At 67.0% G+C, this 21,807-nt stretch carries 23 protein-coding genes and 1 tRNA gene; 6 read left to right on the top strand and 18 right to left on the bottom strand.

The features are described from left to right. Window positions 1–186: 186 nt before the first annotated feature. Entirely contained in the window at window positions 187–507 is a 321-nt protein-coding gene (locus tag KXD98_RS13395) for a helix-turn-helix transcriptional regulator (RefSeq protein WP_260764908.1), read from the top strand. Then, window positions 507–1,184, top strand: a complete 678-nt coding sequence (locus tag KXD98_RS13390) for a cation transporter (protein WP_260764907.1) — start codon at window positions 507–509, stop codon at window positions 1,182–1,184. Before KXD98_RS13395 ends, KXD98_RS13390 begins: the two co-directional genes overlap by 1 nt. A 6-nt stretch (window positions 1,185–1,190) precedes the next feature. On the opposite strand, the gene KXD98_RS13385 is transcribed toward KXD98_RS13390, so the two are convergent. The 3 genes from KXD98_RS13385 to KXD98_RS13375 form a co-directional block, all read right to left on the bottom strand. Then, window positions 1,191–2,399 carry a cytochrome P450 gene (locus KXD98_RS13385; protein WP_260764905.1) on the bottom strand — a complete coding sequence of 403 codons (1,209 nt, stop codon included), beginning with the start codon at window positions 2,397–2,399 and terminating at the stop codon, window positions 1,191–1,193. Beyond that, window positions 2,396–3,034 (bottom strand): TetR/AcrR family transcriptional regulator, encoded by a 639-nt coding sequence (locus tag KXD98_RS13380; protein WP_260764904.1) that lies wholly within the window; start codon window positions 3,032–3,034, stop codon window positions 2,396–2,398. The genes KXD98_RS13385 and KXD98_RS13380 overlap by 4 nt, the downstream gene beginning before the upstream one ends. 85 nt (window positions 3,035–3,119) lie before the next feature. Next, on the bottom strand, window positions 3,120–5,432 hold the full coding sequence (locus KXD98_RS13375; protein WP_260764903.1) for an FdhF/YdeP family oxidoreductase: 2,313 nt from the start codon (window positions 5,430–5,432) through the stop codon (window positions 3,120–3,122). Window positions 5,433–5,553: 121 nt separating this feature from the next. Here KXD98_RS13375 and KXD98_RS13370 point away from each other — a divergent pair, with 121 nt between their 5' ends. Then, window positions 5,554–6,501: a LysR family transcriptional regulator gene (locus KXD98_RS13370; RefSeq protein ID WP_260764902.1), complete on the top strand. Its 948-nt coding sequence runs from the start codon at window positions 5,554–5,556 to the stop codon at window positions 6,499–6,501. On the opposite strand, the gene KXD98_RS13365 is transcribed toward KXD98_RS13370, so the two are convergent. From KXD98_RS13365 to KXD98_RS13355, 3 genes are all read right to left on the bottom strand, one after another. After that, window positions 6,498–7,136, bottom strand: coding sequence for a TetR/AcrR family transcriptional regulator (locus KXD98_RS13365; RefSeq protein WP_260764900.1), 639 nt, complete (start codon window positions 7,134–7,136; stop codon window positions 6,498–6,500). The genes KXD98_RS13370 and KXD98_RS13365 overlap by 4 nt on opposite strands. 44 nt (window positions 7,137–7,180) lie before the next feature. After that, complete coding sequence (locus KXD98_RS13360) at window positions 7,181–8,008, bottom strand: alpha/beta fold hydrolase (RefSeq protein ID WP_260764898.1); 828 nt, start codon at window positions 8,006–8,008, stop codon at window positions 7,181–7,183. 161 nt (window positions 8,009–8,169) lie between these two features. Beyond that, window positions 8,170–8,243, bottom strand: a tRNA-Pro gene (locus KXD98_RS13355). 104 nt (window positions 8,244–8,347) lie between these two features. Between KXD98_RS13355 and KXD98_RS13350 the strand changes: the two genes are divergently transcribed. Further along, window positions 8,348–9,832: a cryptochrome/photolyase family protein gene (locus KXD98_RS13350; protein WP_260764897.1), complete on the top strand. Its 1,485-nt coding sequence runs from the start codon at window positions 8,348–8,350 to the stop codon at window positions 9,830–9,832. Here KXD98_RS13350 and KXD98_RS13345 read toward each other — a convergent pair. The 3 genes from KXD98_RS13345 to KXD98_RS13335 all read right to left on the bottom strand — a co-directional run bounded on the left by KXD98_RS13345 (window position 9,812) and on the right by KXD98_RS13335 (window position 11,722). Next, window positions 9,812–10,732, bottom strand: coding sequence for a sulfite exporter TauE/SafE family protein (locus KXD98_RS13345; protein ID WP_260764895.1), 921 nt, complete (start codon window positions 10,730–10,732; stop codon window positions 9,812–9,814). The genes KXD98_RS13350 and KXD98_RS13345 overlap by 21 nt on opposite strands. A 69-nt stretch (window positions 10,733–10,801) precedes the next feature. Beyond that, window positions 10,802–10,936, bottom strand: coding sequence for a hypothetical protein (locus tag KXD98_RS13340; RefSeq protein WP_260764894.1), 135 nt, complete (start codon window positions 10,934–10,936; stop codon window positions 10,802–10,804). Between the two features lie 18 nt (window positions 10,937–10,954). After that, a complete protein-coding gene (locus KXD98_RS13335; protein WP_260765183.1) occupies window positions 10,955–11,722 on the bottom strand; it encodes a sulfite exporter TauE/SafE family protein in 768 nt (255 codons plus the stop codon). A gap of 189 nt (window positions 11,723–11,911) precedes the next feature. On the opposite strand from KXD98_RS13335, the gene KXD98_RS13330 reads away from it, so the two are divergent. Then, window positions 11,912–12,247 (top strand): spore germination protein GerW family protein, encoded by a 336-nt coding sequence (locus tag KXD98_RS13330; protein ID WP_260764893.1) that lies wholly within the window; start codon window positions 11,912–11,914, stop codon window positions 12,245–12,247. 31 nt (window positions 12,248–12,278) lie between these two features. Here KXD98_RS13330 and der read toward each other — a convergent pair whose 3' ends face one another. From der to KXD98_RS13300, 6 genes are read right to left on the bottom strand one after another with little or no spacing between them, the layout of a single operon-like run. Further along, window positions 12,279–13,694, bottom strand: coding sequence for a ribosome biogenesis GTPase Der (gene der, locus KXD98_RS13325; RefSeq protein ID WP_260764892.1), 1,416 nt, complete (start codon window positions 13,692–13,694; stop codon window positions 12,279–12,281). Next, a complete protein-coding gene (gene cmk / locus KXD98_RS13320; protein ID WP_260764890.1) occupies window positions 13,691–14,377 on the bottom strand; it encodes a (d)CMP kinase in 687 nt (228 codons plus the stop codon). The genes der and cmk overlap by 4 nt, the downstream gene beginning before the upstream one ends. Then, entirely contained in the window at window positions 14,374–15,117 is a 744-nt protein-coding gene (locus tag KXD98_RS13315) for a pseudouridine synthase (RefSeq protein WP_260764888.1), read from the bottom strand. The genes cmk and KXD98_RS13315 overlap by 4 nt, the downstream gene beginning before the upstream one ends. Window positions 15,118–15,119: 2 nt before the next feature. After that, window positions 15,120–15,815, bottom strand: coding sequence for an SMC-Scp complex subunit ScpB (gene scpB, locus KXD98_RS13310; RefSeq protein WP_260764883.1), 696 nt, complete (start codon window positions 15,813–15,815; stop codon window positions 15,120–15,122). Window positions 15,816–15,824: 9 nt separating this feature from the next. Further along, complete coding sequence (locus KXD98_RS13305) at window positions 15,825–16,652, bottom strand: segregation/condensation protein A (RefSeq protein ID WP_260764881.1); 828 nt, start codon at window positions 16,650–16,652, stop codon at window positions 15,825–15,827. Beyond that, entirely contained in the window at window positions 16,649–17,521 is an 873-nt protein-coding gene (locus KXD98_RS13300; protein WP_260764879.1) for a ParA family protein, read from the bottom strand. The genes KXD98_RS13305 and KXD98_RS13300 overlap by 4 nt, the downstream gene beginning before the upstream one ends. A gap of 179 nt (window positions 17,522–17,700) precedes the next feature. Between KXD98_RS13300 and KXD98_RS13295 the strand changes: the two genes are divergently transcribed. Next, window positions 17,701–18,438: an O-methyltransferase gene (locus tag KXD98_RS13295; RefSeq protein WP_260764875.1), complete on the top strand. Its 738-nt coding sequence runs from the start codon at window positions 17,701–17,703 to the stop codon at window positions 18,436–18,438. On the opposite strand, the gene xerD is transcribed toward KXD98_RS13295, so the two are convergent. Genes xerD through KXD98_RS13280 form a run of 3 tightly spaced genes read right to left on the bottom strand, consistent with a single transcriptional unit; the run spans window position 18,435 to window position 21,764 of the window. After that, window positions 18,435–19,388, bottom strand: a complete 954-nt coding sequence (gene xerD / locus KXD98_RS13290; protein WP_260764874.1) for a site-specific tyrosine recombinase XerD — start codon at window positions 19,386–19,388, stop codon at window positions 18,435–18,437. The two genes, KXD98_RS13295 and xerD, sit on opposite strands and share 4 nt — an antisense overlap. Then, window positions 19,385–20,020 carry an NUDIX hydrolase gene (locus KXD98_RS13285; protein ID WP_260764873.1) on the bottom strand — a complete coding sequence of 212 codons (636 nt, stop codon included), beginning with the start codon at window positions 20,018–20,020 and terminating at the stop codon, window positions 19,385–19,387. Before KXD98_RS13285 ends, xerD begins: the two co-directional genes overlap by 4 nt. After that, entirely contained in the window at window positions 20,013–21,764 is a 1,752-nt protein-coding gene (locus tag KXD98_RS13280; protein ID WP_260764871.1) for a CTP synthase, read from the bottom strand. Before KXD98_RS13280 ends, KXD98_RS13285 begins: the two co-directional genes overlap by 8 nt. Between the last annotated feature and the right edge of the window lie 43 nt (window positions 21,765–21,807).

Raw genomic sequence — 21,807 nt, 5'->3', positions numbered from 1 at the left:
ATCCCCTTCGCTGATCGGTCGGTGCGCGGGGCGCGACCTGACGCTGGTGACAGGTACCTGCTAGGGCGTAAATTACGCCGTCCGGCGAGGCAACAGGCCGATTCGCCGAAGTGCGTAGACATCTGCGCACTAGCGAGCAGTCAGTACACGATTTTCTGAATACAGGGATTGATGTACCGTCATGCCATGAGCACACTCGTCGAACAAGGCGCTCTGGCCCGGTTCGGCCACGCGTTGTCCGACTCCACCCGCACGCGGATCATGCTGACACTGCGTACCGGCCCGGCCTACCCGGCCGAGTTGGCCGAGCAGATCGGCATCTCCCGCCAACTGGTGTCGAATCATCTTGCCTGCCTACGTGGTTGCGGGTTGGTGGTCGCGGTTCCCGAAGGACGGAGGGCACGCTACGAACTGGCCGATGACCGCATCCGTCGGGCTCTGGACGATCTCGTCGGACTGGTGCTCGACGTCGACCCGGCATGCTGCGCGGAGGCTGGTTGCTGTTGATGACGGCACAGTCGCCGGCCCGCCGTGCGGTGCTGATGAGACGGATCCGGTGGTTCGTCGCGGCAACGATCACCTACAACGTCATCGAGGCTGTCGTGGCGCTGACCGAGGGCGCCAGGGTGTCGTCGTCGGCGCTGATCGGGTTCGGTCTGGATTCACTGGTCGAGGTGTCCTCGGCGGTCGCGGTGGCGTGGCAGTTCTCGGCTGCCGACCCGGAGCGCCGGGAGCGCGCAACCCTGCGCGTCATCGCGGTCGCGTTCTTCGCGTTGGCCGCCTATGTCACCGTGGACTCGGTGCGGTCGCTGTTCGGCTTCGGCGAAGCGCAGCACTCCGCTCTCGGGATCGGCCTGGCGGCGGTGAGCCTCGTCGTGATGCCGGCGCTGTCGCTGGCACAGCGGCGCACGGGCCGTGAACTGGGATCCCTTTCGGCGGTGGCTGATTCCAAGCAGACCCTGCTGTGCGCCTATCTGTCGGCAGTGCTTCTGGTCGGGCTGCTGCTGAACAGCCTGCTGGGGTGGTCGTGGGCCGATCCGGTCGCGGCGTTGGTGATCGCCGGGGCGGCTGTTCGGGAGGGGCGGCAGGCCTGGCGCGGCCAGAGCTGTTGCGCGCCGACGTCGGCGCTGGTCTCGACCGTGGACACGGCCTGTGGCTGTGACGACTCCGAACAGTGCGGGTGAGCGCCCTCAGCCGCGCGCGGTGATTCGCACCGGCAAGGAGTCGATTCCGATGCCGACGTTGTGCACCGGCCCGCCGCCCGCCCATACCGGGGGCCCGGCAAGTTCGATGTCGTAGCCGGCCGCAATGGCCCCGAACACGACCTCGATCTCCTTGCGGGCGAGGTTGGCGCCGAGACAGTAGTGCACGCCACCCCCGCCGAAAGACACGTGTGGGTTGGGTGATCGACGGATATCGAACCGAAACGGATCGTCGAAGACGTTCTCGTCCCGATTCGCTGACGGATACCAGAACAGGACCCGATCGCCGGCCTTGATGTCCTGGCCGCCCACGGTCACATCACGGGTGGCCGAACGGCCGAAGAACAGCACCGGGGTCGACCATCGGAGGGCCTCGTCGGCGGTACTGGAGATCAGTCCCGGGTTCGATCTCAGCTCGTCGAGTTGGTCAGGATTGTCCAGCAGCGCGACCAGGCCCTGTGTCAGCGCGTTTCGGGTGGTTTCGCTGCCCGCGATCGCCAGGATGAGGAAGAACATCTCGAGTTCGAAGCCGTCGAGTTGCGCGGCGAGCTTCGTCCATACGTCGTCGGTCGGGTTCGCGCGTTTCTCGGCGGTCAGACGTTGTGCGTACTCGAACAGTTCGGCCTGCACGGCGAGTTGCTCTTCGGGGCTGTAGCCGTTGTACGGGTTGCCGGTCCGCAGCAGCAGGTCCGTTCGCTCGAACACCCAGCTGCGGTCGGACTCGGGAATGCCCACGATGTCGGCGATCAGATGCATCGGCACCTGATAGGCGACGTCTGCGACGAAGTCACAGGTGCCATCGGCGGCCTGGGCGAGGATATGGCGAGTTCGCGTCGCGATCAGCTCCTCCAGCTTGCCGATCATGCGGGGGGTGAACTCGGAGGTGATGGTGCGGCGCAGTTCGGCCTGCTCGGGTGGATCCAGCGACACCAGCACCCGCCCGGCGTTGAGGAGCGGGTCTGCTCCCATCATCGGCCCGCCCGCGGCGGCGAAGGTCTGCCAGTCCCGGTTGGCCTGCTGAACCTCGGGATGGGTGACGATCGACCAGAACGGGATCGCCGGGATGGCCGGGCGGCCCTCGACGGCGGCGTGCCGGTGTACTGCGCCGCGTCGACGCAGTTCGGTGAACAGGTCGTGGGGAAAGCCGTGGATATAGAGCTCGGGGTCGGTGAGATCGACGTCGACAAGTCCGGTCACAGTTCCTCCTGCGTGTGTGCTGGCGGTGAGACGCTCTCCAGGGCCTGGTGGATCAGAGCCCGCACCGCCGACGCGTCGGTGGGCTCACCGCGCAGCAGCCGCCGGTAGACCAACCCTCCGACGAGCATGTCGACAAGTGCGTGTGCATCGGTGGCCTGCGGGATGTCGCCGCGGGTACGAGCACGCTCGACCGCGTCGACTGCGTGCTGGCGAGACTGTGCGGCAAAGGTGTGCAGTGTCTGACGGATTGCTGTGTCTGTGGCCGCTTCGGCGAGCAGCGCCGGCAGCAGCGCGGCGAGTTCGGGGTCGGTGAGCATCTCTGCGACGGGCAGGACCGCAGCGAAGAGATCGTCGACGAATGAGCCGCTGTCCACCTCGGCGGCCGGACGGGTGATCGACGTGGCCGCGTATTGAAACAACTCGGTCTTGCTGGGCCAGCGCCGGTAGATCGAACCGCGGCCGACGCCGGCGCGTAGCGCGATGCCCTCGATCGTCGCGCCGGACCAACCCTTGGCGGCGACTTCCTTGATTGCCGCGGACACGATGGCTGCGTCGAGTCGATCGTCGCGCGGCCGGCCCCGCCGGCGCTCGTTGGATTGCGTCGGTGAGTCCGCGGCCAGCGGAATCGATCCCATGGCTAAATGCTGAACTAGCTAGTTCCGGAAATCAAGGATTCCGTAAAAATCGCGTTTTTGGTGACCCGACAGCCGAGGCTGCCGATCAGGGCCGTTGCTGCAGCCGGATGGTGACGGCTTTGGACACCGGGGTGTTGGATCCTCGCGCCACATGGTCCAGCGGGATCAAGGGATTGGTTTCGGGATAGTAGGCAGCCGCGTTGCCGCGGGGTGTCGGGTAGGCAACCAGCCGGAAGTCCTCGGCGGTGCGCTCTTCGACCGTCCCGTCCGGGCGGGGCCACACCGAGACCAGGTCGACCCGGTCCCCGGCGACGAAGCCGGCCGCGGTGATGTCGTCGGGATGGCAGAAGACGACCCGCCGACCTCCCTTGACGCCTCGGTAGCGGTCGTCGAGGCCGTAGATCGTGGTGTTGTACTGGTCGTGACTGCGCATGGTTTGCAGGATCAGTCGGCCGTCCGGCACCGGCAGCCAATGCAGCTCGTTGACCACGAAGTTGGCCTTGCCGGTCCGGGTGGCGAAACGCCGTTCGTCGCGCGGAGGATGCGGCAGCACAAATCCGTCGGGTTGGCGGACCCGGGTGTTGAAGTCCGCGAAACCGGGCACCACTCGCGCGATCGCGTCCCGGATCCGATCGTAATCGGTGGCGAACTCCGACCACGGCACCGGATGCTCCGGACCGAACAGCGCGCGGGCCAATCCGCACACAATGGCGACCTCGCTACACACCTGCGGGCCCGGCGGCTTGAGAGATCCCCGGGACAGATGCAATACCGACATCGAATCCTCTACGGTGACAACCTGTTTACGCCCATTCACGACGTCGCGATCGGTGCGTCCCAGTGACGGCAGGATCAGTGCGGTACTGCCGGTCACCAGATGCGAACGGTTGAGCTTCGTCGACACCTGGACTGTCAGTGCGCATCGGCGCAGCGCGGCCTCTGTGACCTCGGTATCCGGTGTCGCGGAGACGAAGTTGCCACCCATGGCCATGAAGACCCGCACCCGTCCGTCGCGCATCGCCCGGATGGTCTGCACCGAGTCATAACCGTGGTTTCGCGGGCTGCGGATGCCGAACTCGGTGTCCAACGCGGCCAGGAAGGATTCCGGTGGTTGTTCCCAGATGCCCATCGTCCGATCGCCCTGCACGTTGGAGTGTCCACGCACCGGACACACCCCAGCGCCGGGCTTTCCCATCATGCCGCGCAGCAGCAACAGGCTGGTGGCGTCCTGGATGGTGGCCACCCCGTGGGTGTGTTGCGTCAGGCCCATGGCCCAGCAGACGATCGTCCTGTTCGAGGAGATCAACGCCGCCGCCGTGTCCTCGATCTGCCGGCGCGGCAATCCGGTTGCGGCCTCGACGGTTTCCAGGTCCACAGTGCGGATGTGGGCGGCATAGTCGTCGAAGCCGGCACAATGTTCCTCGATAAAGCCGTGGTCGAGCACGGTGCCCGGTTGGCGATCGTCGGCCTCGATCAGCAGCTTGGCCAGCCCCTGGAACAGCGCCTGGTCTCCCCCGATGCGAATCTGCAGGAATTCGTCGGCGATGGCGACCCCGGAACCGACGATACCGTGCACCTTCTGGGGGTCCTTGAAGCGCAGCAGACCGGCCTCGGGCAGTGGGTTGATCGCTATGATCTTGGCGCCGTTGGCTTTTGCCTTCTCCAGCACCGACAGCATTCGTGGATGGTTGGTCCCGGGATTCTGACCCGCGATGAGGATCAGATCGGCGTGCTCGAGGTCGGGCACCGAGACCGAGCCTTTGCCGATGCCGATGCTCTCGGTCAACGCGGTGCCTGAGGACTCGTGGCACATGTTCGAGCAGTCGGGCATGTTGTTGGTGCCGAAACTGCGGATCAGCAGTTGATAGAGGAAGGCTGCTTCGTTGGAGGTGCGGCCCGAGGTGTAGAACGCAGCGGCGTCGGGGGTGTCCAGGGTGCGCAGGTGGGTGACGATCAGGTCGAAGGCCGATTCCCAGCTGATCGGCTCGTAGTGGGTCGCACCGGGTCGCAACACCATCGGGTGAGTGAGGCGACCTTGCTGACCCAGCCAGTACTCCGTGCGGCCCGACAAGTCAGCCACAGAGTGCTTCTCGAAGAAGTCAGGGCCGACCCGCCGGCGGGTGGCCTCCTCGGCGACCGCTTTGGCACCGTTCTCACAGAACTCGGCGTGCTTGCGGTGTCCGGGAGTTTCGGGCCAGGCGCATCCGGGACAGTCGAAGCCATCGCGTTGGTTGAGCCGCAGCAGCGTCTGGGCTGTCCGCAGGGCACCCATCTGCTCCCAACTGCGCTGCAGCGAGACCAAGACCGCGGGCACCCCGGCGGCACGATCTTTCTGGGGGGTGACGACAACGTCGTCCTCGTCGAACTCGAACGTGGTGTCGTTGTTTCGGCGAGGCACGGCGGACTTCCTACAGGTCGGTGTACGTCGACCGTAGGTCCGTCCTAAGGGTGCCGACAACCGTTTTGATGATGACGAATCTCCATGCTTCGATAGCCTGTGGCTATCAAGACGGTGACCGATGTCCGCTGAAGTGCACCTCGTCGCACTGGAGTACCTCGTCGCGCTGGCCCGGGAACGCCACTTCGGTCGCGCGGCGGCGGCCTGTCATGTCAGCCAGCCCACCCTGTCGGTGGCCATCCGCAAGCTGGAGCACGATCTCGGCGTCCCGGTGGTGTTGCGCGGCCGTCGCTTTGAAGGTTTCACCGACGAGGGCGCGCGCATCCTGACCTGGGCGCACCGCATCCTGGCCGAGCGCGACGAGTTGCTGGCCGACGTGGAGCGCATGCGCGGCGGCCTGACGATGACCGCGCGGATCGCCGCGATCCCCACCTCCATCCCGGCCAGTCCCTTGCTCAGCGCCGAATTGCTGCGCCAGCACCCGTCCGCATCGATCCGGGTGGAAGCGCTGTCGTCTCGAGAGATCGCCCGGCGGCTCGCTGATTTCGAGATAGATGCCGGTCTGACCTATCTCGACGATGAGTCACCACCGGGATGCCGGCAAACCGCGCTGTATCGGGAGCATTATGTGCTGCTGGCTCCGCAGAGTAGTCCGGTGATGTCAGACGTCAGCATCTCGTGGGCAGCAGCAGCCACCCTGCCGCTGTGTGCGCTGACTCCGGAGATGCGCAATCGACGAATCATCAATGCTCACATGGCTGCCGCCGGGGTCGACTTCGCGCCGGTGGTCGAGGCCGATACAGTCGGCGCCATCTTCGCCCATCTGCTCAATTCCGAGTTCGCGACCATCGCGTCACATGCCTGGTTACATGCATTCGGCGTGCCCGACGGCATGGCCGTGCGTCCGATGTCCGACAACCGGGACGGTCCTACGGTCGGAGTGATCACCCTGGCGCGGGCGCCCGAATCGCCGGTGTCGGCGGCCGTGCATGCCGCGGCAGTGCGGTCGGGCATGTCGGCGACCCTCGAGGAGGGTCTGGCACGGTGGCTGACGATCGAGCCAGGCTAGACCGGTGATCCCGGTACCGCGGAATCCGATTCGAGGACTCGATGCATTCCCGCCACGAGTCGTCGGAAGGCGTCTGCCCCACGCTGCGGATCGCCACCGGTCGGCGGTTCGAGACCGGGGATCACAAGATCAGCAAGCAGCCGGAATGTCACGTCGATAGGTGGGGTGGAGCTGTCTCGCAGCAGCGGCTCGGTCAGGAGCGGACCGAGCGACAGCATGCCCAAGAGATGGCTGACCATGGCAGGATCGAGGTCCGCGCGAAGCAGCTTGGCGTCGGCAAGTTCGGCTAAGAAGTCGGCTCCCAACAACATTCGGGGACGGTAGTGATCGGGCCCCTTAAGAAGCCCGGCGAGTATCTGCCCCTCGTCGGTGTAGAGCGCCACCATGAACGGGCGGTTCACCAGGGCCGCAATGGAGTGGCGATAGATGTTCGACAGCCGCCCGCCGTCTGGATCGGCGGTCACGAGAGCGAGGGCGTCGTCGAGGTAGTCGCGGTACTCCCGGCGCACCACGGCTTCAAGAAGCGCCTCCTTGGTGGGGAACTCCAAGTACACCGCACCCTTGGATATCCGTGCGGTGTGCGCGATCTGCTCGATCGATGTCCGCCGAATCCCCGAGTGCAGGATGACGGACACCGTCGCATCCATTACCGCGGTACGCCGGCGAGTGCTCCGTCGCGTCATTCCGGAGCCCCAACGGGATAGTGCTCCTCCAGAAAAGTCATCAGTAGATCGTTGAAGTAGACCGGGTTGTCCTGATTGGCATTGTGGCCGGCGTCGGGAATGACGTCATATCGAGCGGACGGTTCGCGACTGGCCCAGTTCGCCACCGACTTCGCCACGGTCCCGGTGCGGTCCTGGTCTCCGTGGGTCAGCAGCAACGGGTGCTTCGATTGATGCCCTGGCTCGGGCTGGATCGCTCCCGCGACGGCCTTCCACACCTCCACGAAGTCGGCCTTGGTGAGGGCGCTCATGGCCTCATAGGCGTATGCGCGGATTTGCGGTGTGATTGCCGTAACTCGTGCGGAACGCCGACGCAGGTCGCCCCACGGCCAGAACCGAATCAAACCCACAGAACTGCGTAACCCCCAGTCCTCCCATCGGGACAGGGTTTCGGTTGCGCAGTTCGTTCCGATGATGATCACGGCGGCGACCCGCTCTGGGTGCTGCGCCGCGAGCCGCTGGGCGACGAATCCGCCCATTGACTGGCCCACGATCGCAAAGCGCGGGGCCGCCGCCTGGTCGGCCAGCCCGAGAACGTCATCGGCGAGGTCGTCGATGGTCAGCGGTAGCTGCCCGATGGGCTGCGAGCTGCCGTGGCCCCGGAGATCCATCGTGAGCACGCGGTAGCCGGCATCGAGCAGCGGCGTGAGTTGGGGATCGAACATCCGGTGATCCATGCCGGCCCCGTGTGCCATGACCACCAGCGGTGCGGACTGATCGCCGTGGACCCAGCCGTGGACGGCGCATCCACCGCGGTGGACAACGAGCGGAGTGCAGGTGGCCATGGTTCCATCGTTGACCATTTGACTGTTTTCGGTCAAGCGGTCAACCGGTCTGCCGACGAGCCCTCCGACGTTGACCACTCTTGGCCGAATGACGGAAACGCACGGCGAGCCCGCAGCAACGCAAAACCCGCTCTGACGCTGGTCAGAGCGGGTTCTCTAAGTCGGGCTGACAGGATTTGAACCTGCGACCACTTGACCCCCAGTCAAGTGCGCTACCAAGCTGCGCCACAGCCCGCGGTGCCTCCGGGATCGCCGGTAGGCGGTCGAAAGCCTACCCCAGCCCCCGTCGCAGATCCCAACCGCCATCGCGTGTCTGTGGCCGCGCCTACTCTCGGGGTGGTGGCAGGCGACGACACCCCGCTGTGGCTGTTCGCTGATCAACTCGGCCCGGCCGTGTACGGCGGTGAGCACGCCCACCGCGAGGTGCTGCTCATCGAATCGACCTCAGCGCTGAAGAAGCGTCGTTACCACCGCCAGAAGCTGCATCTCGTGCTCTCGGCGCTGCGCCACGCCGAGCACGACCTGGGTGAGCGCGCCACCCGGATCGCCGCCGACACCTACTCCGAGGCGCTGCAACGGTTCGGCCGTCCAGTGCTGGTACACGAGCCCACCTCACACGCTGCGGAGAGATTCGTCCACCGGCTCAAGAAGCAGGGCCTGGTCGCCGAGGTTCTGCCCACCCCCACATTCGCGCTGCCGCGCGCCGAATTCGCCGAATGGGCAGGCAACCGCACCCGGTTCCGGATGGAGGATTTCTACCGCGAGCAGCGCCGCCGCTTCGGTGTGCTGATGGACGGCGCCGAACCCGTCGGCAACCGGTGGAACTTCGACGAGGACAACCGCGAACCACCACCGAAGAGGCAGTCCACCCTCGAGGTCGCCGATCCCTACCGACCCCGTGAAGACGACATCGACGCCCGGGTCCGGCGCGATCTGGATCGGATGAACCTCGACAGCGTGGGTGCCGATGGTCCGCGGCTGTTCGCCATCACTCCGGCCGAGGCCAAGCGGGCGCTGAAGCGCTTCATCGAGCACCGGCTGCCCGCCTTCGGCCGCTACGAGGACGCGATGATGGGCCAGGACTGGGCCATGGCGCACTCACTGTTGTCGGTGCCGCTCAACTTCGGGGTGCTGCATCCCCTCGATGCGGTCGACGCCGCCGAGCGGGCCTACCGCGAGGGCTCGGCGCCGTTGGCGGCCGTGGAGGGCTTCATCCGTCAGATCCTGGGCTGGCGCGAATACATGTGGCACTTGTACTGGCATTTCGGCCCGGACTACCAGGAGCACAACGAGCTCAACGCTCGTGCCCCGCTGCCGACGTGGTGGGCCGACCTCGACGCCGACGCGGTCACCGCCGCGTGCCTGCGCCACGCGCTTCAGGGCGTTCGTGACCGCGGCTGGACCCACCACATCCAACGTCTGATGATCCTGGGCAGCCATGCGCTGCAGCGCGGTTACCGGCCCGACCAACTCACCGAATGGTTCGCCACCGCCTACGTCGACGGGTTCCGCTGGGTCATGCCGACCAACGTCGTCGGGATGAGTCAGCACGCCGACGGCGGGCTGCTGGCCACCAAGCCCTATACCTCCGGCGGGGCCTACATCAACAAGATGAGCGACCACTGCGGTGGTTGCGCCTTCGACCCCAAGAAGCGCCTCGGAGAGGACGCCTGCCCGTTCACCGCCGGCTACTGGGCCTTCACCCACCGCCATCGCGACCTGCTGGCCAAGAACATGCGCACCCGCCGCGCTGTGTCGTCGATGGACCGTCTCAGCGATCTCGACGCAGTCCTGGAACAGGAATCAGCGCGGGACCGATTTTGACTCCGGCTCGGTGACTGCCCCTACCGCCGGCGCGAACCTCGGGGCCCGGGTGGCCCGCCACGCGTACACCAGCAGCGATATCCAGGCGATCACGATCAGCGTGAAGATCGCCGTGGACCACGGCCAGTGGATGTCGAAGAAGTGCATCAGTCTCTGGCTGTTGGTCAACACGATCAGACCGCCCACCGCGGTGCCCAGCAGGGCCGGGCTGATCCGGCTCACCAGCCACGCGGCGAATGGCGCAGCGATGACCCCGCCGACCATCAGGCCTACCACCACAGGCCAGTTCTCCAGGAACTCGTGGCGCAGCCCGATCGCGAAACCCACCGATGCCGACACCGCGACCAGGAACTCCGAGGCGCTGACCGAACCGATGACCGTGCGCGGCGCCGTCTTGCCCTGCGAGAGCAAGGTGCTCGTGGTCACCGGCCCCCAGCCGCCGCCGCCGGATGCGTCGATGAACCCGCCGAAAAGACCCAGCGGAGCAAGGAACTTCGCGCTGTGGCTGGTGCCGCGAGTGCCGAAGGTCAGCGGTGTTCGTAGCGAAAAGCGCAGCAGCACATAGGTACCGATGCACAGCAGGATCGCGGCCATCAGCGGCGCGGCGTGCTCGGTGGACAATGCCGAAAGCACGGTGGCGCCGAGGAACGCTCCGACTGCACCGGGTGCACCGAGCTTGAGGACCAACGTCCAGTCGATGTTCTTGAACTTCCAGTGCGACAGCCCCGAGGCGAACGTCGTGCCGACTTCGGCGAGATGCACCGCGGCGCTGGCTTGAGCGGCGCCGACGCCGGAGAGCACCAGCAGCGTCGTCGCGGTGACGCCGAAGGCCATGCCCAGCGCCCCGTCGACGAGCTGAGCGCCGGCGCCGACGAGCGCGAAGATGAGAAGCGAACGCATGGCTGCTTTCGGAGGCCCTCTCGGAAGGCAGGTCGCCGCGCGGCGACCAAGTGGACGGATGGGTGCGCGTCAGGGACGCGGACAACACCATTCGTCGAAGGCCATCAGACGCCGGGAGGGCCAGAACGGCTGCAGCGCGGACACGTCGGACGGCGCCGGTGTCTCCACCACGCGATCAACCATCGACAGTCCCATCTCCTGCATGCTCAAACCTCGGTAAGACTACACGGTCAACAACCGGAAGAGCCCAATCAGTCCCACCACGACGATCACAGCGCGCAGCACGGTCGGTGACAGCCGCCGACCGTAGTGCGCGCCGAGGAATCCGCCGATCAGCGAGCCGATGGCGATCAGCCCGGCAGCCGCCCAGCTGATCCGATCGAACGCCACCACGGTGTAGGCCACTGCGGCCACCACGTTGACCACCAGCGACAGCAGGTTCTTCGCGGCGTTCATCCGCTGGATGTCCTCGGGCAGCAGTGCGCCCATCACGGCGATGAGCAGAATCCCCTGCGCCGCGGTGAAGTAGCCGCCGTAGACCCCCACCGCGAACGTCGCGGCGATCAACGCGGTCATCCGCGCCGCCGACACATGGTCGAGACTGCGGCCTGCAGCCTCGGCCCGGCGCCGCGCCCAACTCTGGATGCGGGGCCCGATCACCACCAGGATCAGCGCGGCCACCAGCAGCCCCGGAACGACCTGGATGAACACCTTCTCCGGCAGATGCAGCAGCAGCCAGGCACCGAAACCTGCGCCGACGATCGATGCCGGCAGCTGCCAGCGCAGGCGGTCCCACTGGCCGCGCAGTTCGCGGCGATATCCCCAGGTCCCTGACACCCCGCCGGCGACCAGTCCGACGGCGTTGGACATCGTCGCGGTGACCGGCGGAATTCCCAGCGTGACCAAGGTGGGAAAGGTGATCAGGGTGCCGGAGCCGACCAGGGCGTTGATGGCGCCGGCCCCTACGCCCGCGACCGCGATGAGCAGCATGTCGATGACGGGCACTCGCGCACCCTATCCGAGCGATTTCGGCGCGCTCAGCGCCGCTCAGGGTGCAAAAGCGCGCCGACACCGCCGTTGACCTAAGTCCTCGCCATCGACGGCTTCTGGCCGCAGCCAGCACGGAGCGCCGGTCCCACGCTGGTAGAGGTCCACCTGCCATCCAACGAGGAGTAACTCATGAAGCCGATCGAAGTGCTGACCACCGCGAAGGACTCGATGACCGCGCGCCGGGTGTTCGGAGAGGCCGTCGAGCGCGACGGCGCAACGGTCATCCCGGCCGCGGCAGTGTCCGGCGGTGGAGGGGGCGGTGCCGGTACCGAGGCGGACGGCCGCGAGGGATCCGGCGGCGGTTTTGCCGTCAATGGCCGGCCCGTCGGCGCCTACGTCATCAGCTCCGGTCAGGTTCGCTGGCGACCTGCGCTGGATGTGAACCGGCTTGTCACTGTCCTGGGCGTGGTCGCCGTGGCCGCACTCGTTCTTCGGCGGCGCCCCCGGGCGATTTCGGCGCGCTGATGCACCGTCACGGTCGAAAAGCGCGCCGAAATCACCGGGAACGCGACCCGCGCTTCTCGCGGACCCGGACATTGATCTTGATGGGGCTGCCCTCGAAGCCGAATGTCTCCCGCAGCCGACGCTCCAGGAAGCGGCGATACCCCGCCTCCAGGAAACCGGTGGTGAACAGCACGAACGTCGGGGGACGCGTGGTGGCCTGAGTGGCGAACAGAATGCGCGGTTGCTTGCCGCCGCGCACCGGCGGCGGCGTGGCAGCCACGATCTCCTTGAGGAACGTGTTGAGTCGGCCGGTCGAGATGCGGGTGTCCCACGACTGCAGGGCTGTCTCCAGTGCCGGGACCAGTTTCTGCACGGCGCGACCGGTTTTGGCCGAGATGTTGACCCGGGGCGCCCACTGCACCTGGGCCAATTGCAGGTCGATCTCGCGGTCGAGCAGGTAGCGACGGTCCTCGTCGACCAGGTCCCATTTGTTGAACGCCAGCACCAGCGCGCGGCCGGCCTCGATCACCATGCCCAACACCCGCTGGTCCTGCTCGGTCAGCGGCTGCGACGCATCGACGAGCACGATGGCGACCTCAGCCGAATCGATCGCTCCGTGGGTGCGCACTGAGGCGTAGAACTCGTGGCCGCTGGCCTGCCCGACCTTGCGGCGCAGCCCGGCGGTGTCGACGAAGCGCCACAGCTTGCCGTCCATCTCGATCAGCGAGTCGACCGGATCCACCGTGGTCCCGGCGACGTCGTGCACCACCGACCGTTGGTCCCCGGACAGCCTGTTGAGCAGCGAGGACTTGCCGACGTTCGGCTTGCCGATCAGCGCGACCCGGCGTGGACCGCCCGACCCTGCGCCCACCTCGGACACCGTGGGCAGCGCCTCGACGACATGGTCGAGCAAGTCGGCCACCCCGCGGCCGTGCATGGCACTGATCGGGTGGGGCTCCCCCAGCCCCAGCGACCACAGCGCGGCGGCATCGGCCTCGCCGCGCTCGTTATCGACCTTGTTGGCGGCCAGGAACACCGGCTTGCCGGAGCGCTGCAGGATCTTGGCGGCAGCCTCGTCGGCGGTGGTGGCGCCGGTGACGTTGTCGACGACGAAGATGACCGCGTCGGCGGTGCGCATCGCCACCGATGCCTGCTCGGCGACCAGCTGCTGCAAACCCTTCGCATCGGGCTCCCAGCCGCCGGTGTCCTGCACCACGAAACGCTGACCGGACCAGGACGCGTCGTAGGACACCCGGTCGCGGGTGACCCCGGGCACGTCCTGCACGACGGCTTCGCGCCGCCCCAGGATTCGGTTGACCAGTGTGGACTTACCGACATTGGGCCGGCCCACCACCGCCACCACCGGCGGCGGCGCCGACACCTCCTCGACCGCGTCGGCGATCTGCTCGGCGCCCAGCTCCCAGTCGCGTTCATCGACCCAGGTGCCGTCGGCCTCGTCGTTGCTCATCGCGATGCACCCGCCTTCTGTTCCACCAGCCCGGTCAGCGCGGCGATCACCTCGGATTGGCTCATTTCGCTGGTATCGACGACCACCGCGTCGTCGGCCGCCCGCAGCGGCGACACCGGACGAGTCGAATCCAGGTGGTCGCGGCGCTTGACGTCGGCCAGCACCGTCTCGTAGTCGTCGGGCAGGCCGCTGCTGATGTTCTGGGCATTACGCCGACGGGCCCGTTCCTCCGGCGAGGCGGTCAGGAAGATCTTGACGTCAGCATCCGGAAGCACCACGCTGCCGATGTCGCGGCCCTCGACCACCACACAGTTCTGCGCCCCGGCCAACTCCCGCTGCAGTGCGACCAGGCGGTCGCGCACCTCCGGAACCGCCGATACGGCCGAGACCGCCGTGGTGACGGCATCACCGCGGATCTCGGCTGAGACATCCTCCCCGGCCAGATAGCAGCGGTCCTGGGTCGGATCATGTCCGACCGCCAGCTCGACACCCGCAGCTGCCTCGGCCACCGCTCGAGGGTCGGACAGGTCGACACCGCCGCGGAGCACGCCGAGGGTCACGATTCGGTACATCGCACCGGTATCCAGGTAACTCGCCCCCAGTGAATTCGCCAAACCCTTTGCCACCGTTGATTTTCCAGTGCCGGCAGGTCCGTCGATGGCGACCACCAGGTTTCGGTTCACAGTCCTACCGCCTTGTACAGGTCGCCGATTTCCTTCTGTGTCAACACCCGGATGCTGCCCGGGCGCTGGTCACCGAGTGTGAGCGCACCGATATCGGTGCGGACCAGCTCCTGCACCGGATATCCGACCTCAGCGAGCAACCGGCGCACGATGTGCTTACGGCCTTCGTGCAACGTCACTTTCACCAACGACTTACCGGGCACCGTGTCGACGACAGCAAAATCGTCGACCGTGACCGGACCGTCCTCCAGCTCGACCCCCGCGCGCAATGTGCGCCCGAGTCCGCGCGGCACCGTCCCGGCCACGGTGGCCAGATATGTCTTGGGTACCTCGAACGAGGGGTGCATCAACCGGTGCGCGAGCTCACCGTCGTTGGTCAGTAGCAGCAAGCCCTCGGTGTCGGCATCCAGCCTGCCGACGTGAAAGAGATTCTTGTTCCCGCGGACTCGTTGTTCGACCAGGTCACCGACACACGGCCGGCCCCGGTCGTCCGACATCGTCGAGTGCATGCCACGAGGTTTGTTGATGGCCAGATACACCAGCGAATCGTCGAGTGCTATCCGCGCCCCGTCCACGCGGATCACCGACGTCTGCGGATCCACCCGGGTTCCCAACTCGGTGACCAGCTCGCCGTCGACTTCCACCCGGCCGTCGCGAATCATCTTCTCCGCGACTCGCCGAGACGCAATCCCGGCCTGCGACAACACTTTCTGCAGGCGTATACCTTCACCGTCGGTCATCGTCAGTCCTGGTCCACATCGATCGAGGCGGGCGCGTCGGCCGCGGCTGCGCCGTTGAGCTTCATGAAGCGTGGCTCCTCGTCCAGACTTTGGCTGAGATCGTCGATCACGTCCACGTCGGGCAGCAACGGCGCGATATCGGGCAGGTCAGTCAATGCCGTCAACCCGAGACGCTCCAGGAACAACTCGGTAGTGGCGAAGGTGACCGCACCCGTGTCGGTGTCGGTGCCGGCTTCGGTGATCAGGCCGCGCGCGACCAGAGTACGCATCACCGCGTCGACATTCACACCGCGCACCGCGCTGACCCGGGCCCGGGTGACCGGTTGCCGGTAGGCCACCACCGCCAGAGTCTCCAGGGCCGCTCGGGTCAGCTTCGAACGCGCACCGTCGAGCAGCAACTTCTCCACGTAGGGTGCGTACTTCGCCCGGGTGTACATTCGCCATCCGCCACCGGCCTCGCGAAGCTCGATCCCGCTGTCGCGATCGGCCAACGCCGTAGCCATCGCCTGGATACGGGCCTCGATGCGCGCGGGAGCCTGGCCGGTGGCGCTGGCCAACGCGTCGACGGAGGCGGGCGTGTCCACGACGAGTAACAACGCTTCGAGCACACTGTCCAGCTCGAGATCGTCGAGTTCTGGCGTGGAGCCGAGGTCGCCGAACACGCCGTCGTCGTCGGGTTCTGAGGGTTCGTCGGTCATCGGTCTTTTCTATTCCGCGTCCGCGGTCGCCAACTGTTGGCCGGTGGGCCGCTCACCGGTCCACGAAATCTGGAGCACACCAAGTGCTTCTGGTTGCTCGAATGCTACCGCCCGCGCCCGGAACAGTTCGAGCAGCGCCAAGAACCTGCCGACGATCTCCATCGGCACCTCGCAGTCGGCCACCAGCTCGGAGAACGACGCCCACTGGCCGATACCGCGCCGCTCTAGCAACCCAATCAGCTTCTCGGCCTGTTCGGGTACCGAAACCGCGACCTGGTGCAGATGATCAGTGCCCACCGTCGGCACCGGACGCGGGGTGAACGCCGCGGCCGCGATCTGGGCGAACCGCTGGGCATCCACACCGAGCATCACCTCGGGCAGCAGCTCGGAGTAGCGGTCTTCCAGCGACACCGCACGGGGATAACTGCGCAACGCCGCGGCCTCGAGCTCACCGAACATCACCGCGACATGCTTGAACGCGCGGTATTGCAGCAACCGCGCGAACAACAGGTCTCGAACCTCGAGCAAGGCCAGGTCGTCCTCGTCGTGCACCTCTCCAGCCGGCAGCAGGCGGGCGGCCTTGAGATCCAGCAACGTGGCGGCCACCACCAGGAAAGAGGTGGTCTCGTCGAGACCGAGCTGCGAGCCGATCTGCTTGGTGTAGGCGATGAACTCGTCGGTGACCTGATGCAGCGCCACCTCGGTCACGTCCATGCGGTGGGCGAAGATCAGCTGCAGCAGCAGGTCGAACGGGCCCTCGAAGTTGCTCAGCCGGACCTGAAAGCCGGTCTGCGGCGTCGCGTCGGTGGGCTGCTCCGGAGTGGCGGTTGCGCTCACGCGCCGAACCGGTGGATGACCTCGCGCGCCAGTGCTCGATAGGCCTGGGCGCCAGCGGATTTCGGCGCCCATGTGGTGATGGGTTCGCCGGCCACGCTGGTCTCGGGAAAACGCACCGTGCGGGTGACGACGGTGTCGAACACCAGGTCACCGAAGCGCTCGACCACCCGGGCCATCACTTCGCGGGAGTTCACGGTACGCGGATCGTAGCGGGTGATCAGAATGCCGCTGATCTCCAGCTTCGGATTCAGCCGGTCGTGCACTTTGTCGACGGTGTCGGTCAGCAGCGCCAACCCGCGCAGAGAGAAGTACTCGCATTCGGTGGGGATGATCACGCCGTCGCTGCACGCCAGACCGTTGACGGTGAGCAGGCCCAGCGAGGGCTGGCAGTCGATGAGTACGTAGTCGTAGCGGTCGAGCACCGGGTACAACGCCCGGGCCAGCGACTGCTCCCGGCCGACCTCGTTGACCAACTGGATCTCGGCGGCCGACAGGTCGATGTTGCTGGGCACCAGATCCAGCCCCGGCACCCGGGTGGTCAACAGCACCTGGTCGATCGACACCCGGGGCTCGACGAGCAGGTTGTAGACGGTGTTGTCGAGTTCGTAGTGCGGCACCCCGAGGCCGGCCGACAACGCCCCTTGGGGGTCCAGGTCGACGAGCAGCACCCGGCGGCCGTACTCGGCCAGGCTCGCGCCCAGGTTGATCGTCGACGTGGTCTTGCCGACCCCGCCCTTCTGGTTGCACATCGCGATGACCTTGGCCGGTCCGTGTGTGGTGCGGGCCGGCGGTTCGGGAGTCTCGCGGGGAAGCCGACCGGTCAACCCGGGCACCGCGGGTGTCTCGACGCTGTCGGTGTCGTCGGTCATGCTCGACCTGCGCTGGTCAGGCATCCCTCGCGCGTCACGGACATCCGCGCAAGTTTAACGGCCGATGTCGCGCCGGTCAGGCAGACCCGCAGGCAATCGGCGCAATGAGGCCACCAATCCCGGTCACCGCGTGCTCAACGGCTGTGCTCGCTCGGCCCCACACCCCTACGCTGGAGGTCATGAGGGTGCCGTTCTGGCGGTGGTTGCGTCTGGCAGCGGGCATGCCCTCGCTGATCCGCACCGGTCAGATCGGCGACGGGCGGGAGGCCGCGTGTGCGGCCTACGTCGAGACCCACGCCGGCCGCGGAGACCTCGACGACGTGCTGGCCACCATCGACCGGTTCGCCTACCAACAGGCGGTACTGATCAACATCGGTGACGAGAAGGGCGCCCTGCTCGACGCCGCGGTCCGGCGCGCTGCGCCGACGCTGGCGCTGGAGCTGGGCACCTACTGCGGGTACAGCGCGCTGCGCATCGCCCGGGCAGCGCCGGGTGCCCGGGTCTGTTCGGTGGAGTTCTCCCCGGCCAACGCCGAGGTCGCCCGGCGCATCTGGACCCATGCCGGCGTCGAGGACCGGGTCAGCTGCGTGGTCGGCACGATCGGCGACGGCGGCACCACCCTCGACACCCTGGCGCGGGACCACGGCGTCGAGCCCGGTGGGGTCGACCTGGTGTTCATCGATCACGACAAGAAGGCTTACCTGTCGGATCTGCGCAGCATCCTCGACCGGGGTTGGCTGCACCGCGGGTCGATCGTGGTCGCCGATAACGTGCGTTTCCCCGGTGCTCCCGACTACCGCGCGTTCATGCGTGAGCAGCAGGGTGTGCTCTTTGACACCGTCGAACACAAGACCCACGTCGAGTACCAGTCGGTGCTGCCCGATCTGGTGCTGGAGTCGGAGTACCTCAAGTCTTAGCGAGCGCGCGGATGTGCGCCGGCCCACACCTCGCGCAGCGCGCTGACCGTGACCATCGTGTAGATCTGGGTCGTGGTCACCGAAGCGTGACCAAGCAGTTCCTGCACCACGCGCACGTCGGCGCCGCCGTCGAGCAGATGGGTCGCAAACGAGTGGCGCAGCACGTGCGGAGACACCGTGGCGGTGATTCCGGCCCGTTGGGCTGCATCCTGGAGGACCTGCCACGCACTCTGCCGAGACAACCGGCCGCCGCGTGCATTGAGGAAGATTCCCGGCGTCCCCCGTCCCCGCCGGGCCAGGTCGGGGCGGCCGCGCACCAAGTAGGCGTCCAGCGCGGCCACCGCGGGCCGACCGATCGGGATCAGCCGCTGCTTGCCACCTTTGCCGCGCAGCAGCACCGAGCGGGCGTGGGTGTCGACGTCGTCGACATCAAGACCGACAGCCTCGGAGATCCGCGCGCCCGTCGAGTACAGCAGCTCAAGCAGCGCCCGGTTGCGCAGGGTCAGCGGCCCGTCGGCGTCGCTGTCCCCGCCGGCGGCCTCGAGCAATGCGAGCACCTCGTCGATGCTCAGGCTCTTCGGGAGTCGCCGGCTCGGCGTCGGGGGTTTGACCTCGCGCGCCACGTCCAGAGCCGCGATGCCTTCGGCGGTGGCGAATCGGTGCAGGCCCCGGACCGCGATCAGCGCCCGCGCCGCCGAGACCGCCGACAACGGCACCACCCCGTGGTCGGGGTCGCCCTGGCGCAGCGCCACCAGGAAGTCGCTGACATCGGTCTCGGTCACCACCGCCAGGTCGTCGATGCCACGCGATCTCAGATGTTCGGCGTAGCGGCGCAGGTCACGGCGATAGGAGCTCAGGGTGTTGGCTGCCACCCCGCGCTCGATCGCCAGGTGGTCGAGGTAACCCTGCAGCTGCGCATCGAGCACCAGCGGTACCGACGTCGACGTCATCGGTGTCCCTGCCGCCGGGCGAAGGCCGTGGGACGGTCGGTCCAGGGTGCGTCGACGCGACGCAGCGTGTCCGGCCCGGACATCGCGTGGGCGGCCAGTACGCCGGCGACCGCGATCGAATTGACGATCTCACCGGCAAAGACCATGGTGAGGGCCTCGGCCAACGGGATGCGCCGCACCTCGAGGTCGGCTTCCTCGTGATCGGCGCCGGGTCGCTCGACCTCGGTGAGATCGGTGGCCAGAAACACTCGCACGCTTTCGTCGCTGAAGCCCGGGGCCGTGTCCAGGTCGACCAGGGTGTGCCAGGTCCCGGCGGCCAGTCCGGCCTCTTCGGCCAGCTCACGGGCCGCAGTCAGATGCGGTGCTTCCCCTCCGACGTCGAGCAGACCGGCGGGCAGCTCCCAGAGCCGGCGCCCGAAGGCGTGACGGTACTGGTATACCAGCACGATGTTGGCATCGTCGTCGATCGCGACGACGGCCACCGCCCCGAAGTGTTCGACGATCTCCCGTCGGGCCGTGCCGCCGCCGGGCATCTGCACCTCGTCGGCCCGCAGCGCGAAGATCTTTCCGACGTAGAGCGTGTCGGTTTCGGCGACGGAGAAGTCGTGACTGCCCGGACGCGCCTCAGCCACGGGCCGGCAGCTCTTCGAGAGCGTGCTCGGCGCCGTTGGCGGAAACATCGGTGTGTTCAGGAATCTCCACCGGCAATCGCTCGGCGTTCTTGTAGTCCAGCGAAGCACCGATGAACGCGACGAACAGCGGGTGCGGCCGGGTGGGCCGGCTCTTGAGCTCGGGATGGGCCTGGGTGCCGACGATGAAGGGATGCACGTCGGCGGGATACTCGACGAACTCGACGAGGTGGCCGTCCGGTGAGGTGCCCGAGAACCGGAGCCCACTCTCGGAGATTCGGTCACGATAGGCGTTGTTGACCTCGTAGCGGTGCCGATGCCGCTCGGACACCTGGGTGGATTCGTAGGCTTTGGCCACGATCGAATCCGGTTCCAGGACAGCGGGATAGGCCCCGAGGCGCATGGTGCCCCCGAGGTCGGCGTCACCGGCGACCGCGTCGCGCTGGTCGGCCATGGTCGAGATCACCGGGTCAGGGGTGGCCGGGTCGAACTCGGCGGAGTTCGCCTCGGCCAGGCCGACCGAGCGGGCTGCCTCGATCACGATGCACTGCAGGCCCAGGCACAGTCCCAGCAGTGGGAGCCCTCGGCGCCGTGCGTACCGGATGGCGCCGATCTTGCCCTCGATGCCGCGGATGCCGAACCCGCCGGGGATCAGCACCCCGTCGATGTCGGCCAGCGCTGCCGATGCGCCGGCATCGGTTTCGCAGTCGTCGGAGGCCACCCAGCGCATCTCCACTCTGGCGTGGTGGGCGAACCCGCCGGCACGCAGCGCCTCGGCGACCGAGAGGTAGGCGTCGGAAAGATCGATGTACTTGCCCACCAACGCGATTCGTACCGTATCGCGCGGCTCGTGGACACGGTGCAGCAAGTCGTTCCACTGTGTCCAGTCGACATCGCGGAACGGCAGGTTCAGGCGGCGCACCACGTAGGCGTCGAGTTCTTCGCGGTGCAGCACCCTGGGGATGTCGTAGATCGACGGCGCGTCGGGGGTCGAGATCACCCCGTCGACGTCAACGTCGCACATCAACGCGATCTTGTTCTTCAACGGCTCGGGCACGTCGCGGTCGCACCGCAGGATCAGCGCATCGGGGGTGATGCCGATGCTGCGCAGCGCCGCCACCGAATGCTGGGTCGGCTTGGTCTTCAACTCGCCGGACGGGGCCATGAACGGCACCAGCGAGCAGTGCAGGAAGAAGCAGTTCTCCCGGCCGACCTCGTGTCGCACCTGTCGGGCGGCCTCCAGGAAGGGCAGCGACTCGATGTCGCCGACGGTGCCACCCACCTCGGTGATCACCACATCGGGCCGGTTGCCCTCGCTGTCAGGTTCGGTCATGTCCAGGATGCGCCGCTTGATCTCGTCGGTGATGTGCGGGATCACCTGAACCGTGTCGCCGAGGTATTCGCCGCGGCGCTCCTTGGCGATGACCGTCGAATAGACCTGACCGGTCGTCACATTGGCCGAGCCGGACAGGTCGCGGTCCAGGAAACGCTCGTAGTGTCCGACGTCGAGGTCGGTCTCGGCGCCGTCCTCGGTGACGAAGACCTCGCCATGCTGGAACGGGTTCATCGTTCCCGGGTCGACGTTGAGATAGGGATCGAGCTTCTGCATGGTGACCTGCAGTCCGCGCGCGGTCAACAGCTGACCGAGGCTCGACGCCGTGAGTCCCTTGCCCAGCGATGACACCACGCCACCGGTGACGAAGAGGTGCTTCGTGGCGGTCTGCGGGTGCTTGCGTAGCGCGGGCAAAGACGACCTCCGTGACGACGGGCAGGGCTTCTATCTGCTGGGC

Source organism: Mycobacterium sp. SMC-4 (genome assembly GCF_025263265.1).
Classification (GTDB): Bacteria; Actinomycetota; Actinomycetes; order Mycobacteriales; family Mycobacteriaceae; genus Mycobacterium.
The sequence above is the reverse complement of the archived record's forward strand: the minus strand, read 5'-3'. Positions and strand labels throughout refer to the sequence as shown.